The 15,076-nt window shown below is 66.7% G+C and carries 21 protein-coding genes; 15 read left to right on the top strand and 6 right to left on the bottom strand.

All coding sequences use genetic code 11. The features are described from left to right. The 8 genes from QN397_RS11175 to cobJ all read left to right on the top strand — a co-directional run. Positions 1-714 (top strand): cobaltochelatase subunit CobN (locus QN397_RS11175; RefSeq protein WP_323500876.1); only part of this gene is annotated, 714 nt, incomplete at its 5' end. Then, the gene (locus QN397_RS11170; RefSeq protein WP_323497593.1) at positions 714-1,871 is read left to right on the top strand and encodes an ATP-binding protein; all 1,158 of its coding nucleotides are present in this window, start codon (positions 714-716) and stop codon (positions 1,869-1,871) included. The genes QN397_RS11175 and QN397_RS11170, both read left to right, overlap by 1 nt. After that, the gene (locus QN397_RS11165; protein ID WP_323500875.1) at positions 1,850-2,551 is read left to right on the top strand and encodes a vWA domain-containing protein; all 702 of its coding nucleotides are present in this window, start codon (positions 1,850-1,852) and stop codon (positions 2,549-2,551) included. The genes QN397_RS11170 and QN397_RS11165 overlap by 22 nt, the downstream gene beginning before the upstream one ends. 13 nt (positions 2,552-2,564) lie before the next feature. Then, positions 2,565-3,011 carry a DUF1636 domain-containing protein gene (locus QN397_RS11160; protein ID WP_323497595.1) on the top strand — a complete coding sequence of 149 codons (447 nt, stop codon included), beginning with the start codon at positions 2,565-2,567 and terminating at the stop codon, positions 3,009-3,011. 32 nt (positions 3,012-3,043) lie between these two features. Beyond that, positions 3,044-4,261: a hypothetical protein gene (locus tag QN397_RS11155; RefSeq protein ID WP_323500874.1), complete on the top strand. Its 1,218-nt coding sequence runs from the start codon at positions 3,044-3,046 to the stop codon at positions 4,259-4,261. Next, positions 4,258-4,887 (top strand): precorrin-8X methylmutase, encoded by a 630-nt coding sequence (locus tag QN397_RS11150; protein WP_323497597.1) that lies wholly within the window; start codon positions 4,258-4,260, stop codon positions 4,885-4,887. Before QN397_RS11155 ends, QN397_RS11150 begins: the two co-directional genes overlap by 4 nt. Next, on the top strand, positions 4,884-5,615 hold the full coding sequence (locus QN397_RS11145) for a precorrin-2 C(20)-methyltransferase (protein ID WP_323500873.1): 732 nt from the start codon (positions 4,884-4,886) through the stop codon (positions 5,613-5,615). Before QN397_RS11150 ends, QN397_RS11145 begins: the two co-directional genes overlap by 4 nt. Further along, entirely contained in the window at positions 5,612-6,430 is an 819-nt protein-coding gene (gene cobJ, locus QN397_RS11140; protein ID WP_323500872.1) for a precorrin-3B C(17)-methyltransferase, read from the top strand. The genes QN397_RS11145 and cobJ overlap by 4 nt, the downstream gene beginning before the upstream one ends. On the opposite strand, the gene QN397_RS11135 is transcribed toward cobJ, so the two are convergent. After that, a complete protein-coding gene (locus QN397_RS11135) occupies positions 6,391-7,191 on the bottom strand; it encodes a cobalt-precorrin-6A reductase (protein WP_323500871.1) in 801 nt (266 codons plus the stop codon). The two genes, cobJ and QN397_RS11135, sit on opposite strands and share 40 nt — an antisense overlap. On the opposite strand from QN397_RS11135, the gene cbiE reads away from it, so the two are divergent. From cbiE to cobF, 5 genes are all read left to right on the top strand, one after another. Then, positions 7,178-8,389: a precorrin-6y C5,15-methyltransferase (decarboxylating) subunit CbiE gene (cbiE, locus tag QN397_RS11130; RefSeq protein ID WP_323500870.1), complete on the top strand. Its 1,212-nt coding sequence runs from the start codon at positions 7,178-7,180 to the stop codon at positions 8,387-8,389. The two genes, QN397_RS11135 and cbiE, sit on opposite strands and share 14 nt — an antisense overlap. Next, positions 8,344-8,796: a cobalamin biosynthesis protein gene (locus tag QN397_RS11125; RefSeq protein ID WP_323500869.1), complete on the top strand. Its 453-nt coding sequence runs from the start codon at positions 8,344-8,346 to the stop codon at positions 8,794-8,796. Before cbiE ends, QN397_RS11125 begins: the two co-directional genes overlap by 46 nt. 3 nt (positions 8,797-8,799) lie before the next feature. Beyond that, the gene (gene cobM, locus QN397_RS11120) at positions 8,800-9,567 is read left to right on the top strand and encodes a precorrin-4 C(11)-methyltransferase (RefSeq protein ID WP_323500868.1); all 768 of its coding nucleotides are present in this window, start codon (positions 8,800-8,802) and stop codon (positions 9,565-9,567) included. A 91-nt stretch (positions 9,568-9,658) separates the two neighbouring features. Further along, positions 9,659-10,345: an energy-coupling factor ABC transporter permease gene (locus tag QN397_RS11115; protein ID WP_323500867.1), complete on the top strand. Its 687-nt coding sequence runs from the start codon at positions 9,659-9,661 to the stop codon at positions 10,343-10,345. A 16-nt stretch (positions 10,346-10,361) separates the two neighbouring features. Next, positions 10,362-11,129 carry a precorrin-6A synthase (deacetylating) gene (gene cobF / locus QN397_RS11110; RefSeq protein ID WP_323500866.1) on the top strand — a complete coding sequence of 256 codons (768 nt, stop codon included), beginning with the start codon at positions 10,362-10,364 and terminating at the stop codon, positions 11,127-11,129. A gap of 128 nt (positions 11,130-11,257) precedes the next feature. Here cobF and QN397_RS11105 read toward each other — a convergent pair whose 3' ends face one another. The 3 genes from QN397_RS11105 to QN397_RS11095 form a co-directional block, all read right to left on the bottom strand. Beyond that, on the bottom strand, positions 11,258-11,620 hold the full coding sequence (locus tag QN397_RS11105) for a hypothetical protein (protein ID WP_323500865.1): 363 nt from the start codon (positions 11,618-11,620) through the stop codon (positions 11,258-11,260). Between the two features lie 99 nt (positions 11,621-11,719). Continuing rightward, positions 11,720-12,163, bottom strand: coding sequence for a cyanase (gene cynS / locus QN397_RS11100; protein ID WP_187052794.1), 444 nt, complete (start codon positions 12,161-12,163; stop codon positions 11,720-11,722). Positions 12,164-12,243: 80 nt separating this feature from the next. Further along, positions 12,244-12,672, bottom strand: a complete 429-nt coding sequence (locus QN397_RS11095) for a nuclear transport factor 2 family protein (RefSeq protein WP_323500864.1) — start codon at positions 12,670-12,672, stop codon at positions 12,244-12,246. A gap of 98 nt (positions 12,673-12,770) precedes the next feature. Here QN397_RS11095 and QN397_RS11090 point away from each other — a divergent pair, with 98 nt between their 5' ends. Together QN397_RS11090 and QN397_RS11085 are read left to right on the top strand one after the other, a co-directional pair. Next, positions 12,771-13,928 (top strand): alpha-hydroxy acid oxidase, encoded by a 1,158-nt coding sequence (locus QN397_RS11090; protein WP_323500863.1) that lies wholly within the window; start codon positions 12,771-12,773, stop codon positions 13,926-13,928. Positions 13,929-13,939: 11 nt separating this feature from the next. Continuing rightward, on the top strand, positions 13,940-14,227 hold the full coding sequence (locus tag QN397_RS11085; RefSeq protein WP_323497608.1) for a cupin domain-containing protein: 288 nt from the start codon (positions 13,940-13,942) through the stop codon (positions 14,225-14,227). On the opposite strand, the gene trxC is transcribed toward QN397_RS11085, so the two are convergent. Both trxC and QN397_RS11075 read right to left on the bottom strand, forming a co-directional pair. Beyond that, the gene (gene trxC, locus QN397_RS11080) at positions 14,224-14,691 is read right to left on the bottom strand and encodes a thioredoxin TrxC (protein WP_323500862.1); all 468 of its coding nucleotides are present in this window, start codon (positions 14,689-14,691) and stop codon (positions 14,224-14,226) included. The genes QN397_RS11085 and trxC overlap by 4 nt on opposite strands. A gap of 5 nt (positions 14,692-14,696) precedes the next feature. After that, positions 14,697-15,056 carry a hypothetical protein gene (locus QN397_RS11075; protein ID WP_323497610.1) on the bottom strand — a complete coding sequence of 120 codons (360 nt, stop codon included), beginning with the start codon at positions 15,054-15,056 and terminating at the stop codon, positions 14,697-14,699. Positions 15,057-15,076: the final 20 nt, after the last annotated feature.

The following is a 15,076-nucleotide window of genomic DNA, read 5'->3' as shown; positions in this document are numbered from 1 at the left end:
CGCCCCGGCGGCTACGGCGTCGGTGTGCAGGAGGTGTTGGACAGTGGCGACTGGAAAGATGGCGCCGATATTGCCCAGGCCTACGTTCAGGCTGGTTCCTTTGCCTATGGCCAGGGCGACCATGGCGTCGCGGCCCGCGCGCCGTTCGAGCGGCGACTGGCGCAACTCGATGCGGTGCTGCACAACCAGGACAACCGCGAGCACGATGTGCTCGACGCTGCCGACCACGCCCAGTTCCAGGGCGGCATGGCGGCAGCCGTGCAGCACCTTTCAGGCGCCCCGGCAGCGCTGTACCACGGCGACTTCAGCGTTCCGGGTTCGCCGCGCATTCGCACGCTGCGCGAAGAGGTGGCACGCGTGGTCCGTTCGCGCGCCGTCAACCCGAAGTGGCTGGAAGGCGTGCGTCGCCACGGCTACAAGGGTGCTTCGGAGATCGCCATCACGGTGGACAACCTGTTCGCCTACAGCGCGACCACCGGTGTGGTCGCTGACCACCAATTCGCGTTGGTGGCCGATGCCTACCTGCACGACGACATCACGCGCGAATTTCTGCAGCAACACAACCCGCTAGCGCTGCGCGGCATCGGCGAGCGGCTGCTCGACGCAATGCGGCGTGGCCTGTGGGCCGAGCCTGGCGACCAGCGCGAGCGGATCGAACACCACCTGCTGGCGCTGGAGCGCCGGCTTGAAGAACACGGCGAAGGGCCGCTCTGATGACACTGAACTCTGACGAACCGATTGCCGGGCCGACTGCCGACTCGAATGCCTGCCTCGTCGAACCCGCCACCCGCGCGACCTTCCCCTTCAGCGCGTTGGTCGGCCAGCCGCTGTTGCAGCGCGCTTTGCTGCTCGCCGCGATCGACCCCGGTATCGGCGGGGTGCTGATCAGCGGTCCGCGTGGCACCGCCAAGTCCACGGCAGCGCGTGCGTTGGCGGCACTGGCGCCTCCGACGCCGGCGAAGTTGCCAGCACCCTTCGTCACGCTGCCGCTGTCGGCCACGGTCGAGCAGCTGGTCGGCACGCTCAACGTCGAAGACGTGCTGCGCGATGCCCGACTTCGTCTGGCCCCGGGCCTTCTCGCGCGGGCCCACCACGGCGTGCTGTATGTCGACGAAGTGAACTTGCTACCCGATGCGTTGGTCGATGCTTTGCTCGATGTCGCGGCCAGTGGTGTCAACACCGTCGAGCGTGACGGCATCTCACGTCAGCATGCCGCGCGCTTCGTGCTGATCGGCACCATGAACCCGGAAGAGGGCGAGTTGCGCCCTCAACTGCTGGACCGGTTTGGTTTGTCCGTTTCGCTGGCCAATCCAACCGATGCTGCGCTGCGCACGGCGATCGTGCGGGCGCGCCTGGGCTTTGACGAGAATCCGCACGGTCTGGTCGAACAACATGCTGGTGAGCAGGCCCGTCTGGTCGATGCTGTCGCCACGGCACGTGCTGCGTTGCCGCGCTTGGCGTGGTCGGATGCGGTGCTGCACCATGCTGCGGCCTGCGCGCTGGCGGCCGGGGTCGATGGCATGCGAGCCGACCTGGTGATGCTGCGGGCGGCGCGTGCACTGGCGGCCTTTGAAAGCCGTGACGAGGTGACGACGCTCGATGTCGACGCGGTGGCTGAACTGGCACTGGCGCACCGTCGTGGTGACAAGGCACATGCCCTCCCCCCACCCCCAGCGTCTCGCGCCCCGTCCGAGCACAAAGCAGATGATCGCCACGCTGCGTCCACGGCACCCGGTCCCGACCCCGAACGTGCATCACCCGACGCCCTGGCCACGGGGGCGCCGATCGGCGACTGGGGTGCCCTGCCGCCACGACCTGAAACCACCACACGCGTGACCGGCGTTGGAGGATGGCCATCAAAAAAAGCCTGAGCCCCCGTAGCCGCCTCGTGCGCCCCGGGCGCGCCGGTCTGCGGGGGCCGAAACCCCATCCCTCATCGACGCTCCATGCGCCAAGGCAGCCCGTCGAGGGCTTGGCGCGTGGCCCTGTTGCGTGGTTGCCTACGTTGCTGGCCAAAGGCCCACAGCCGCTCCAGAGTCTCCACCTGCGCTATGCCGAGCGGCTGGTGAAGCACGCCAGGTTGCACCTCATCGTGCTCGACACCTCTGGCTCGATGCGCCAGCGTGGGCGCCTTGCGCTGGCCAAAGGACATGCGCAGTGGCTGATCGAGCAGGCCGCCCGCGTTGGCGACCACGTGGCACTGCTGTGCTTCGGCGGTCAGGGCGTGGCGTTGCAGCTGCCACCCGGGCCGGCCCGCGCCTCCGGCCGCGCGAAGCTTCGACCGCTGGGCGGTGGCGGGGGCACTCCGCTGACGCATGCTCTGGCCGAGTCCGACCAGCTGCTGCGTCTCGCGCAGCGTCGCAATGGCCCGTCCGAAACCTGGCTGTGGCTGCTGACCGATGGCCGCACGCTGGAACAGCCGGTCGCACCGCAACTCGCCGGGCGTGTCGTGATCGTTGACTTCGACGAACCTGCGAGCTCCATCGGCCGCTGTACCGCTTGGGCGTTGCGCTGGGGCGTCGAACATCGTCTTGCCAGCCGGCCTACCTGAACCCTGAATACCGATGACCATGCCCCTTGAAGTTCCCCCTGCGCAGGCTACTGAAATCGTTATCTGCACGACCTGCCGACCTGCCGGCGCTTCACGCGAGTTGCCCGCTGCCGGAACGATCCTGTTCGACGCCGTGCTGGCGCTGCAACACGAGGCACGACGGGCCGGCATCCATGTGCGCGGCATTGCCTGCATGAGCGGTTGCGAAAGGGCCTGCACCGTCGCATTCCAGGCAGCAGGCAAACCCACCTACTATTTCGGAGACCTCGTCGCCGATATCGAAACTGCCGCGCAAGTCTTGGCTTGCGGACAGCTGCACGCAGACAACGCCGACGGCGCCTTGCTGCGCAGCCAGCGCCCGGAGCGGCTACGCGGTGGCATCCTGGGCAAGTTGCCTCCGCTGATGACGTCGTTGCCAACCGCAGTGGAAGTCGTTGCAGCAATGGCTGCGGTGGCCTGACGCTGATGGCTTCGATCCGCGTCATGCTCCCGATGGCAACGCCTTCGGAACCGGCCAGCGTTCCGGGGTCTTCTGGTGTGCGTCCTCAAGCCAAAGGCTGGTGCCCTGGTGCGCATCGCGCCATGGCCTCGGGCGATGGGCTGTTGCTGCGGGTGCGGCCGCCACTGGCAAGAATGACGCGCGATCAGGCGCTGGGGCTGTGCGAGCTTGCGCAAAGCCTGGGCTCGGGAATGATCGACCTGACTCACCGTGCCAATCTGCAACTTCGCGGTGTCCGGCCAGAAGACCACGACGCCGTGGTGGAGGCGCTTTGCAGGTTGGGGCTGGTCGATGTCGACGCCACACACGAAGCCTGGCCCGCCGTTCTGGTCGCGCCCTGCTGGCAGGCCGGCGATGACACGCAACGCATCGCCAGTGCACTGCTGGCGCGTCTGGGTGAGTTGCCAGCCTTGCCCTCCAAATTCGGTTTTGCCGTGGATGCGGGGCCGGCACCAGTGTTGACGGAGGCCTCGGCTGACATCCGCATCGAGCGTGCCCGCTCGGGCGGACTCATCGTCCGCGCCGATGGTGCTGCGGCCGGCCATCTGGTACCGCGAGACGACGTAGCGGAAGCTGTTGCAATGGCACTCGCGATGGCCGTTTGGTTTGCGGCAACTGCGGGGTCCGTGGCGCCACCATCGAGACGCATGCGCGGGCTTCAGCAGGTGTGCGCAGTGCCCCGTGGAGACGCGCCGCTCGACACCGCGGCCCCTTCGGCCGCGCTGCCGAGGCCTGGCATGTCGCAGCTCGGACCGGTCTACGGCGTGGCCTTTGGTCAAATTGCGGCGACTGCGCTGGGCCACTTGCTGCAAGACAGCGGTGCCGTCGCCCTGCGCTTGACGTCGCAACGCGGCCTGATTCTGGAAGGAGGCGAGTGGCGGGAATCGACCGCATTCATCACGGTGGCTGACGATCCCCTGCTGCGCGTGGACGCCTGTCCCGGTGCTCCGGCGTGTGCGTCGGCCACGGTGGCGACGCGCGCCCTCGCCCTTTCACTCGCTCGGCAACTGCTCACTGACAGCCCTGAGGCACCACGCAGCCTGCACGTGTCCGGCTGCGCCAAAGGGTGCGCTCGTTCCGGTGCCGCCGACTTGACGCTGGTCGGCCGCAGCGGGACCTTCGACCTGGTGCGCAATGGCCGCGCCGGGGACGCGCCTGCGCAAACTGGGCTGTCTCCTGAAAACTTGCGCCTGTGCATTGGAGCCCCTTGAACCACAGCTTTGAAACCAACGGCGCCGAGATCTATCGCCGTTCCTTTGCCATGATCCGCGCCGAGGCCGACCTCGCACGCTTCGATGCCGACGACGAGCCGATAGCGGTGCGCATGATTCACGCAGCGGGCCTGATCGGGCTTGAAGCGATGCTGCGCTTCTCGTCTGGCTTCGTGCACGCGGCGCGGTCGGCGCTGGCGGCGGGCGCGCCGATCCTGTGCGATGCGCGCATGGTCAGCGAGGGCGTGACCCGCTCGCGCCTGCCCGGCGGCAACGACGTGCTGTGCACCTTGCACGATCCGGCCGTGCCCGGGATGGCGCAAGCCATGTCGACCACCCGCTCCGCCGCGGCGCTGGAGCTCTGGCGGCCTCACCTGCAGGGCGCCGTGGTGGCGATTGGCAATGCCCCGACGGCCTTGTTCCATCTGCTCAACATGTTGCAGGACCCGACCTGCCCACGACCTGCGGCCATCATCGGCTGTCCGGTCGGTTTCATCGGCGCGGCGGAATCGAAGGATGCGTTGTGGGCCGAACAACCTGTCCCCTGCTGCATCGTGGTCGGCCGCCTGGGCGGCAGCGCCATCACAGTGGCGGCGATCAACGCCCTCGGGAGCCGTTTGGAATGAGCGCACGCGGCACCCTCTACGGGCTGGGTCTTGGCCCTGGCGAGCCGGACCTGATGACCGTGCGTGCCCACCGTCTGCTGTGCAGCGCGACCCACGTGGCGTTTTTTCGCAAGGCCGGCCGGCCCGGACAGGCGCGGCGCATCGTCGATGGCCTGCTGCCCGAAGGCGTGGTGGAGCACGCGATGGAGTACCCGGTCACCACCGAAATTGCGGTGGAAGACCCGGCCTACAACCAGGCCCTGTCCGCCTTCTATGCCGACTGCGCAGCGCACCTGCGCGCGCTGTCCGATGCCGGTCACGACGTGGTGGTGCTGTGCGAAGGCGACCCGTTCTTCTACGGCTCGTTCATGCACCTGTACACCCGGTTGAACGGGACGCATCCGGTGCAGGTGGTGCCGGCCATCACCGGCATGTCGGGCGCGTGGACGGCCACCGGCCAGCCCATCACCTGGGGCGACGACGTGCTGACGGTGCTGATGGGCACGCTGCCCGAGGCCAAGCTGGCACGCCACATGGCTGACAGCGACGCGTTGGTGGTGATGAAAATCGGGCGCCACATCGACAAGGTGCGTCGCGCACTGGCCACCGCTGGCCGTCTGAATGATGCATGGCTGGTTGAATACGCCACCATGCCGGGCCAGAAGGTGGTGCGGCTGGTCGAAGTCGAAGGGCGCATCACGCCTTACTTTTCGATCGTGCTGGTGCATGGGCAGGGACGCCGGCCATGAGTGACAAGACCACGAGTGTCAATGCCGCGACGGCGAATGCGGCGGGCCGGCTGGTCGTCGCCGGGCTCGGCCCGGGTGCTGAAGATTGGGTGACACCGGAGGTGACAGCTGCCCTGGCCGACGCCACCGACGTGGTGGGCTATATCCCCTACGTGGCCCGCGTCGCACCGCGCGTAGGCCTGACGCTGCATGCCAGCGACAACCGGGTCGAGCTGGACCGTGCCACACATGCCTTGCAGATGGCCGCGTCAGGCCGGCGCGTGGTCGTGGTGTCCTCAGGCGACCCGGGCGTGTTCGCCATGGCATCGGCTGTGTTCGAGGCTGTCGAAGCGGGTCCGGCCGAGTGGCGCCGACTGGACGTGCGGGTGCTGCCCGGCATCACGGCGATGCTGGCGGCCGCGGCACGTGCCGGCGCCCCGCTGGGTCACGACTTCTGCGCCATCAACCTGTCCGACAACCTGAAGCCTTGGGCGCTGATCGAACACCGGTTGCGACTTGCCGTGCAGGCCGACTTCGCGATGGCCTTCTACAACCCGCGCTCGGTCTCACGACCCGAGGGCTTTGTCCGCACGCTGGCAGTGCTGCGCGAGGCTTGTGCTGCGGCCGGAAGCCCGGACCGCCCGGTGATCTTTGCCCGTGCCGTGTCCACCCCCGACGAGACCCTGCGCGTTATCGCACTGCAAGACGCCTTGCCGGAGATGGCCGACATGCGCACCGTGGTCATCGTCGGTTCCAGCCTCACGCGCGTCATCGCCCGTGACGGCCAGCCCTGGGTCTACACGCCGCGTTCGGCGCCGCGCGAGGTGGCTGCATGAAGCTGCACACCGCGCGCTCCATGCCCGAGCCATTGCAACACCTCGGCCACCTGGGTGACCTCGTGCCGGGCCGGCAGCCATGGCCGCGCCACCATCAAAACGCGCAGCTCCAGCGCGCGTGCCGCATGCAGCTTGGCCTGCGCGCCGCTGCCTCCAGCGTTCTTGCAGACGATGAGTTCGACCTGGTGATCGCGCAGCAGTGCGATGTCGCCCGCCACGTCGAACGGGCCACGCGAGATCACGACGGTGTGGTGCGGCAACGGTGGCGGCTGCTCGGGGGGATCGACCAGCCGCAGGATGTAGTGATGCTGTGGTTGCGCTGCGAAAACGTTCAGATGCATGCGGCCCAAGGCCAGCAGCACGCGCTGCGGCGGGCCACCGAGCGCCGCAACAGCCGCCGGCAGATCGGCGACCGGCTGCCAGCGGTCGCCGGGGCCGGGCTGCCAGGCGTCGCGTGTCAGCGCCAGCAACGGAACGCCGGCCTGCGCGCAGGCGGCGACAGCGTTGGCACTCATGCGCGCAGCGAAGGGGTGGGTGGCATCCACCAAGTGAGTCACTTGCATGGCCTGCAGATAGCGCACCAGGCCGGGGACGCCGCCGAAGCCGCCGACGCGCACCGCAACCGGCTGTGCCCTGGGCTGGGCCACCCGGCCGGCATACGACAACACGGCGCGCTCGCCACGTTCGGCCAGCGCCGACGCCATTGCGCTCGCTTCCAGCGTACCGCCGAGGATGAGGATATTGCGCGTGGTTGAAGTCATCAAAAAAGCACCGTGGCTGACAATTATCGGGTTGGGCGAAGACGGCTGGCAGGGCCTGCCGCCGGCCAGCCGTGCGGCCCTCGACGAGGCCGAACTGGTGGCCGGCAGCGCGCGCCATCTGGCGTTGTTGCCCACTCTGCGCGCGGAGCGGCTCGAATGGCCGGTGCCCTTTGCCGAGGGCATCCCGATGCTGCTGGCGCAGCGGGGGCGCCGCGTGGTGATGCTGGCCTCCGGTGATCCGTTCTGGTTTGGCGCGGGCAGCTCGGTGACGCGCCATCTTGGCGCGCACGAATGGCATGCCTTGCCCGCCGTATCGACCTTCGGTCTGGCTGCCTCGCGTCTGGGCTGGGCGCTGGAACTCGTGACCTGCCTTGGCCTGCACGCGGCGCCGCTGACCCGCCTGCGCCCCCATCTGTGCCCGGGCGCCCGGTTGGTGCTGCTGTTGCGCGATGGGACCGCTGTCGCAGAGCTGGCGCGCTACCTGGTCGATAACGATTTCGGTGACAGTCTCATGAGCGTGCTCGAAGCCTTTGGTGGCCCGCGTGAGCAGCGGCGCGACGTGATCGCCTGCGACTTCAATCTGACCGATGTGAGTCATCCGGTGGCCGTGGCGCTGGAGGTGGCTGGCACCGGCCTGGCCCTGCCGCACAGCGCCGGCCTGCCCGACAGTGTGTTTGCGCACGATGGCCAGATCACGAAGCAAAGGATGCGTGCCTTGGCACTGTGCGCGCTGGCACCGCGCCCGGGTGAGCGACTGTGGGACATCGGTGCCGGGTCGGGTTCCATCGCCATCGAATGGCTGCTGGCGCACCCCCGGTGCGAGGCTGTGGCTGTCGAGGCCGACCCAGAGCGCGCCGCCCGACTGCGCGGCAACGCCGACCGCTTGGGCGTCGACCGATTGGTGCTGGTAACGGGACGCGCACCCGACGTCATGACGGACCTGGCGTCGCCCGATGCGGTGTTCATCGGCGGTGGTCTGAGCGACGAGTTGCTGACGGCGCTGTGGAACCTGTTGCCTGCAGGCTGCCGTGTGGTGGCCCATGCCGTGACACTGGAATCCGAAGCACTGTTGGGCCATTGGCACGCCCGCGCCGGCGGCAGCCTGCTGCGCATCGAACTGGCCGAGGCGGCGCCACTGGGCACACGGCGCGGATGGCGTGCCGCGTACCCGGTGGTGCAGTGGAGTGCCACGCGATGACGGTGGCCGGATTTGGATTTCGACACGGCGCAACGCTGGAATCGCTGCGAGATGCGCTGGCCCAAGCGATTTCAGCCATGCCTCGTGTGATGCCGTTGCGCTCTATCGCGCTGATCGCCGTAGCGCATGACAAGGCTGAAGCACTGAGCCTGCGCGCATTGGCCGACGAACTGGGCCTGCCCGTGCATGCCGTCGGTGCGACGCAACTCAACAGCACACCGACCTTGACCGACAGCGCCACAGTCCGCGCGCTGCGCGGCAGCGGCAGCACTGCCGAGGCTGCGGCACTGGCCGCTGCCCTGGTGCACGGCGGTCCGGGCGCCATGCTGTTGCACCCGCGCGTCGTGTCGACCGATCGCCTCGCCACCTGCGCCATCGCTGCGCTGGCCCCACAACGAAAAACCTGACTCATGACCATCCACTTCATCGGCGCCGGCCCCGGTGCACCCGACCTGCTGACCCTGCGCGGACGCGACCTGATCAACCGTTGTCCGGTTTGTCTTTATGCCGGCTCGCTGGTGCCCGAAGAAATCCTGGCGCACTGTCCGCCCGGAGCGCGCATCGTCAATACCGCGCCGCTCGACCTCGATGCAATCGTCGCCGAGTTCGTGGCCGCCGACGCCGCCGGGCACGATGTAGCGCGGCTGCATTCAGGCGACCTGTCGGTGTGGTCGGCCATGGGCGAGCAACTGCGCCGGTTGCGCGCGGCTGGCATCCCGTACACCGTGACACCCGGCGTGCCATCGTTTGCGGCCGCCGCGGCCGCACTGGGTGCCGAACTCACGCTGCCAGGGCTGGCGCAATCGGTGGTGCTGACGCGCACATCGGGCCGGGCCTCGCCGATGCCAGCCGGCGAAAGCCTGGCCAACTTTGCCGCTACCGGTGCCACGCTGGCCTTGCACCTGTCGATCCACAAGCTGGCCGAAGTGGTCGCCGAACTGACGCCGTTCTACGGCGCTGCCTGCCCGGTCGCCGTGGTCTACCGTGCCAGTTGGCCCGATGAAAAAATCTTTCGCGCAACGCTGGCCACCATCGAGGCCGCCATGGGCGAGGGTGTGGAGCGCACCGCACTGATCCTGGTCGGGCCTGCGCTGGCGGCAGAAGGCTTCAGTGACAGCCGGCTGTATGCGACCGACTACGACCGAAGATTCCGCCCATCAGTGGCCGGAGCGGACTGACCGCAAGGTCTTGTGTCGGCCCGCTCTGATTTCATTTTTTTCCTCACCTCGCGGCGCCAAATGCCGCACTCAAACCCAAGGAATCCTAGCCATGCACATGGAACCCGGAATTGTCGACAGCAGCAAGATCGTGCTGTCTTACGTCACAGCGAGCGCCTGCGCGTTCTATGCCGCCAAGCTGTCCTTCGACCACGTTCGCCAGGAAGGAGCGCTCTCTCTGCTGCTGCGCAGTGTGATCGCCGCAGTGCTTGTGTTCGTCTTCTTCGAAGTGTTCCCGCACGTGCCTGTCGGCGTGTCCGAGGTCCATCTGATCCTTGGCTCGTCGCTGTTCCTGATTCTGGGCGCTGCGCCCACGGCCATCGGTCTGGCCGCCGGGCTGGCACTGCAAAGCCTGTTCTTCGAGCCGCAAGATCTGGCGCAATACGGCATGAACGTGACCACGCTGCTGGCCGCGCTCTTCGCCATGCAGGCAGTGGCCAAGCGGGTGTTGCCGGCCAAGCTGGCCTATGTCGATCTTGGCTACGCGCACGTGCTCAAGATGTCGGTGGTGTTCCAGGGCGGCATCGTCGCGTGGGTGGCCTTCTGGACCCTCTATGGTCGTGGCATCGGCGCTGAAACCTTGCAAAGCGTCGGCAGCTTCGGCGCCGCGTACATGAGCGTCGTGCTGCTGGAGCCGCTGATCGATCTCGGCGTGCTGGCCGCCGCCAAATGGCTGCGCGCTCGCTCCGACGCGCGTGGCTCGGTGCTGCTGACGCATCGTTTGCATCACGCCGCTTGAGCCACGCAAGGTGCCGATGCCTGCCGCGCCGCTGATCGAGCTGATGTTGATCGGCATCGGGACCGGCAATCCCGAGCACCTGACGCTCCAGGCCATCGGTGCCCTCAACCGGGCCGACCTGATCCTGATTCCGCGCAAGGGCGCCGACAAGGCCGATCTGGCTGAACTCCGCCGCACGATCTGTGCAACGCATCTCGATGGCCCGGCCCGGCTGGTGGAATTCGATCTGCCGGTGCGCGACAGCGCCACGCCACGCTACCTCGACGGCGTGCACGACTGGCACGCGGCCATTGCCGCGACGTGGGCGCGCGAGATTGCCGCCCACCGGCCACAGGGCGGCCGTGTCGCCCTGCTCGTTTGGGGCGACCCCTCGCTTTACGACTCCAGTCTTCGCATCGCCGGGCAACTGAAGGCCGCCGGCATGGCACTTCGCGTCGAAGTGATCCCTGGCCTGAGCAGCCTGCAATTGCTGACCGCTGCGCACGCCATCCCGCTCAACACGCTGGGCGGCCCGGTGCTGATCACGACCGGGCGTCAGCTGCGCGAAGGCGGCTGGCCCGTCGGCCTGGAGACTGTCGTGGTGATGCTCGACGGCGCCTGCGCCTTCCAGACCTTGGCGCCGGAGCGTCTGCACATCTACTGGGCCGCCTATCTCGGCATGCCGCACGAGTTGCTGCTGGCCGGTCCGCTGGCCAGTACCGGGCCGCACATTCTGTCGATCCGTGCCGAGGCGCGCGAAGCGCATGGCTGGATCATGGACATCTACCTGCTGCGTCGCGAGTGAGATGTCTGCAGCAGACAGTGGCCATGCAACGGGTCAGAGCCACTTCTCGCACATCTGCGAGCTATTTGCAGAAGTTCCAGCGACCTTCGTTCTTGGGCGCCGTTTGGCCGCTGAGAGCGAACTGCGCCCTACCGCCAACTCGGCGGGATCAGCGCGAGCGCGTCCGGGTCGGAGAGCGAGTACTGCCGCACATAGGGCTCGCGGTCGAAAAGCTTGGCGTCGATCGTCGGGTCGATCCTGGGCTTGCGCAAATCCTGCTTGCCAAGGAATGCCTTGATGCTCTCCATCGAGTCCCACAACGCCATGATGACCACTTCGACCGTCCCGTCCTCCTGATCGCGAAACAGTGCCACCGACCTTAGATTGCCCGGACTCCCGATCAATTCTTTCAGCGTCGTTGCTTCGAGGAACTCGCGGCACTCATCGCGCAGCGACGACAGGATCCAGAAGCCGTAGGTACGCAGGATCTTTTCGGTGTTTCGCTTGGTCATGTTGGCTTTGAGGGGGTGCGGCGATCCTATCGACTCAAGCATGAATCCAAGTCTGCCGAGCGCGGCCATCCGGCCTCAGGCACTGATCTCTCGAGGCTTCTAATACGTCTTGTAAGGCAAGAACTTGCCCGACAACACCACGTTCACCCGGTCGCCCTTCGGGTCGCCCTGGCGCTGGATGTTCATGCTGAAGTCGATCGCGCTCATGATGCCGTCGCCGAACTCTTCGTGGATGAGTTCCTTGATGGTGGTGCCGTACACGTTGACCATTTCGTACCAGCGGTAGATGAGCGGATCGGTCGGCACGGCGGTTGGCAGCGACCCCTTGTAGGGCACGACCTGCAGCCACTTCTGCTCTTCCTCCGTAAGCCCGAAGATTTCGCCGACCGTCGCGGCCTGTTGTGCGTCGAGCGTCATCTGGCCGAGGCAGGCGGCAGTGGTCCATTCTTTCGACAGGCCGACCTTCTGGGCCACATCGGCCCACTGAATGCCCTTGGACACTTTGACGGTGATGATCTTCTCAGTGATGTCGTTGCGGTTCATAAAGGTTACTTTTGGGATGGGTTGAGATACAGATGCAGACAGAGGTTCGCGCAAGCAACTGCCGTGCCGATCGACGCTTGCTAGCGAGCCCAGAGAAACTTGCGGTCTTCGGCCTTGATCGGCTGGTCGTTGATGCTGGCGAAGCGCCGGTGCATCAATCCGTTCTCCGCGAACTCCCAGTTTTCGTTGCCGTGACTGCGAAACCAGGCGCCGCTGTCGTCGTGCCACTCGTATTCGAAGCGGACCGCGATGCGGTTGTCGGTAAAGGCCCAGAGCTCTTTCTTCAGGCGGTAGTCGAGTTCGCGTGACCACTTGCGCGTCAGAAACTCGACGACCTTCTCGCGCCCGGTGAGGAAGTCGGCGCGGTTGCGCCATTCGGTGTCGGGCGTGTAGGCGAGGCTCACGCGGACCGGGTCGCGCGTGTTCCATCCGTCTTCGGCGGCTTGCACTTTCTGGCGGGCCGATTCAAGGGTGAACGGCGGCAGCGGCGGGCGGGAGATGGCTTCCATGAACGGCTTTCAGTCGGGGTGTTGCAAGGCAGGACAGCGGCCGAACCATGATAATGAATGACTGCGAAAAAGAGACAAACGCCGAAAGAAACCCACACGTGCTCGACCTTTCCAAGATCACCACCATCGAAGACCTGCGAGTGATCGCCAAGCGGCGCGTGCCGCGCATGTTCTACGACTACGCCGACTCGGGCTCATGGACCGAAGGCACCTACCGCGCCAATGAAAGCGACTTCCAGAAGATCAAGCTGCGCCAGCGCGTAGCCGTCAACATGGAAGGCCGCTCGACCGCCACCACCATGATCGGCCAGCCGGTGTCGATGCCTGTCGCCATCGCCCCCACGGGCATGACCGGCATGCAGCACGCCGACGGCGAGATCCTCGGCGCCAAGGCGGCCAAGGCTTTCGGTATTCCGTTCACGCTGTCGACCATGAGCATCTGCTCGCTCGAAGACATCGCCGAGAGCACCGACCGGCACCCGTTCTGGTTCCAGCTCTACGTCATGAAAGACCGCGACTTCATCGAGCGGCTGATCGAACGCGCCAAGGCGGCCAACTGCTCCGCGCTGCAACTGACGCTCGACCTGCAGGTGCTGGGCCAGCGCCACAAGGACATCAAAAACGGCCTGACCGCGCCGCCCAAGCCGACCCTCGCCAACCTCATCAACCTCGCGACCAAGCCGGGCTGGTGCATGGGCATGCTGGGCACCAAGCGCCGCAGCTTCGGCAACATCGTCGGCCACGCGAAGAATGTCGGCGATCTGTCGTCGCTGTCGTCGTGGACGGCCGAGCAGTTCGACCCGACGCTCAGCTGGGCCGATGTCGAGTGGATCAAGAAGCTCTGGGGCGGCAAGCTGATCCTGAAGGGGATCATGGATGTCGAAGACGCGCGGCTGGCGGCGTCGAGCGGTGCCGATGCGCTGATCGTCAGCAACCATGGCGGCCGTCAACTCGACGGCGCGCAGTCGTCCATCGAGGCGCTGCCGGCCATCGCGGAAGCGGTCGGGACCGAGATCGAGGTGTGGATGGACGGCGGCATTCGCAGCGGCCAGGACGTGCTCAAGGCGCGTGCGCTGGGCGCTCGCGGCACCATGATCGGCCGGAGTTTTCTGTACGCGCTCGGTGCCTACGGTGAAGCCGGCGTGACCCGCGCGCTCGAAATCCTGCACCGCGAGCTCGACATCACGATGGCGTTTTGCGGGCGAACGCAGATCGACCAGGTCGATTCGAGCATCCTGCTACCCGGCACTTTCTGATGGAGAACACCATGAGCCTTCCTACGTTTCAGCAATTCGAAGTCGATGCCCTCGCCAAGGGCTTCGACGAGGTCGCGCCGCGGGTCTGGGACGCCGCCCAGACGGTCGACCTGCACACACATCCGTTCAGCGTCGAAGCGCTGGTGGTGCAAGGCGAGATGTGGCTGAAGGTCGGCGACGACACGCGCCATCTGTTGGCCGGCGACACCTTTGCGCTGGAATACGGCACGCCGCACTCGGAGCGCTATGGCGTAGAAGGCGCGACCTACTGGGCCGCACGCCGTCACGCTGTAGCTTAAGTAGCCGAAGCAGGTGCTGCAGGTGCTGCAGGTGTATTCGCCTGCACCCATCGCACGATATCGGCCGCGCCCATCGCGCCGGCCTGCCGCGCCACCTCGCGTCCACCGACGAACAGTGCCAGCGTCGGGATACTGCGAATGTTGAAGCGCGACCCCAGAGCGGGCACCGCTTCGGTATCGACCTTGGCCAGCCGCACCCGCGGCTCCAGCTGCGCTGCGGCCTGCTCGTAAGCAGGCGCCATCTGACGGCACGGCCCACACCACGGCGCCCAAAAATCAACGAGCACCGGCAGGTCGTTGCGCGCGACATGCCGGTCGAAGGCGGACTCGTTCAGCGCTGTCGAGTGCGCCGTGAACAGCGCCTTGTGGCAGCTCCCGCAATCGGGCGCGCTCGCGAGCTGATCGCTGCGAACCCGGTTGGTGGTGTGGCAGTGCGGGCAAACGATGTGAAGCGACTCGCTCATGGAAATCAGCCCTCGCTTGAAGTCCCGCCTTCGGCCGGGCCGTGTGCCGAGCCGGCTGTCGTCGGCTTCATCGCGCGGGCAATCGCCTCACGCGCTTTCAATTCCGCAGCCACCGATGCATCCAGCCGCGAGCGCGACAGGCCGGCATGCTGGTAGTTCATGTTCTCGTAAACCTCCGCAGCCGACGGATGGGCTTCGAGCACGGCGTTGAGCGCGTCGATATCGGCAATGCGCGAAAGCTCCTGGCCGAGCCGCTCGGCGACGAGGCGGTATTGCCCGGCATCGGGATGTCCACCGTGCTCCAGTCGCTCCAGCAGCTGGGCAACGAGCACGGCATTGGTGGTGAAGGTCTGGCTGGTTTTCATGATTCGAAACTGGGGTCGCG

The sequence above is a fragment of the Variovorax sp. RTB1 genome, from assembly GCF_035018765.1.
Classification (GTDB): Bacteria; Pseudomonadota; Gammaproteobacteria; order Burkholderiales; family Burkholderiaceae_C; genus Variovorax.
The sequence above is the reverse complement of the archived record's forward strand: the minus strand, read 5'-3'. Positions and strand labels throughout refer to the sequence as shown.

Bases quoted from the DNA above. Each gene is read 5' to 3' on its own strand.
- QN397_RS11170 (WP_323497593.1), top strand. From the start codon at position 714: ATGACACTGAACTCTGACGAACCGATTGCCGGGCCGACTGCCGACTCG.
- QN397_RS11165 (WP_323500875.1), top strand. From the start codon at position 1,850: ATGGCCATCAAAAAAAGCCTGAGCCCCCGTAGCCGCCTCGTGCGCCCC.
- QN397_RS11160 (WP_323497595.1), top strand. From the start codon at position 2,565: ATGACCATGCCCCTTGAAGTTCCCCCTGCGCAGGCTACTGAAATCGTT.
- QN397_RS11155 (WP_323500874.1), top strand. From the start codon at position 3,044: ATGGCAACGCCTTCGGAACCGGCCAGCGTTCCGGGGTCTTCTGGTGTG.
- QN397_RS11145 (WP_323500873.1), top strand. From the start codon at position 4,884: ATGAGCGCACGCGGCACCCTCTACGGGCTGGGTCTTGGCCCTGGCGAG.
- cobJ (WP_323500872.1), top strand. From the start codon at position 5,612: ATGAGTGACAAGACCACGAGTGTCAATGCCGCGACGGCGAATGCGGCG.
- QN397_RS11135 (WP_323500871.1), bottom strand. From the start codon at position 7,191: ATGACTTCAACCACGCGCAATATCCTCATCCTCGGCGGTACGCTGGAA.
- QN397_RS11125 (WP_323500869.1), top strand. From the start codon at position 8,344: ATGGCGTGCCGCGTACCCGGTGGTGCAGTGGAGTGCCACGCGATGACG.
- cobM (WP_323500868.1), top strand. From the start codon at position 8,800: ATGACCATCCACTTCATCGGCGCCGGCCCCGGTGCACCCGACCTGCTG.
- QN397_RS11115 (WP_323500867.1), top strand. From the start codon at position 9,659: ATGCACATGGAACCCGGAATTGTCGACAGCAGCAAGATCGTGCTGTCT.
- cobF (WP_323500866.1), top strand. From the start codon at position 10,362: ATGCCTGCCGCGCCGCTGATCGAGCTGATGTTGATCGGCATCGGGACC.
- QN397_RS11105 (WP_323500865.1), bottom strand. From the start codon at position 11,620: ATGACCAAGCGAAACACCGAAAAGATCCTGCGTACCTACGGCTTCTGG.
- cynS (WP_187052794.1), bottom strand. From the start codon at position 12,163: ATGAACCGCAACGACATCACTGAGAAGATCATCACCGTCAAAGTGTCC.
- QN397_RS11095 (WP_323500864.1), bottom strand. From the start codon at position 12,672: ATGGAAGCCATCTCCCGCCCGCCGCTGCCGCCGTTCACCCTTGAATCG.
- QN397_RS11085 (WP_323497608.1), top strand. From the start codon at position 13,940: ATGAGCCTTCCTACGTTTCAGCAATTCGAAGTCGATGCCCTCGCCAAG.
- trxC (WP_323500862.1), bottom strand. From the start codon at position 14,691: ATGAGCGAGTCGCTTCACATCGTTTGCCCGCACTGCCACACCACCAAC.
- QN397_RS11075 (WP_323497610.1), bottom strand. From the start codon at position 15,056: ATGAAAACCAGCCAGACCTTCACCACCAATGCCGTGCTCGTTGCCCAG.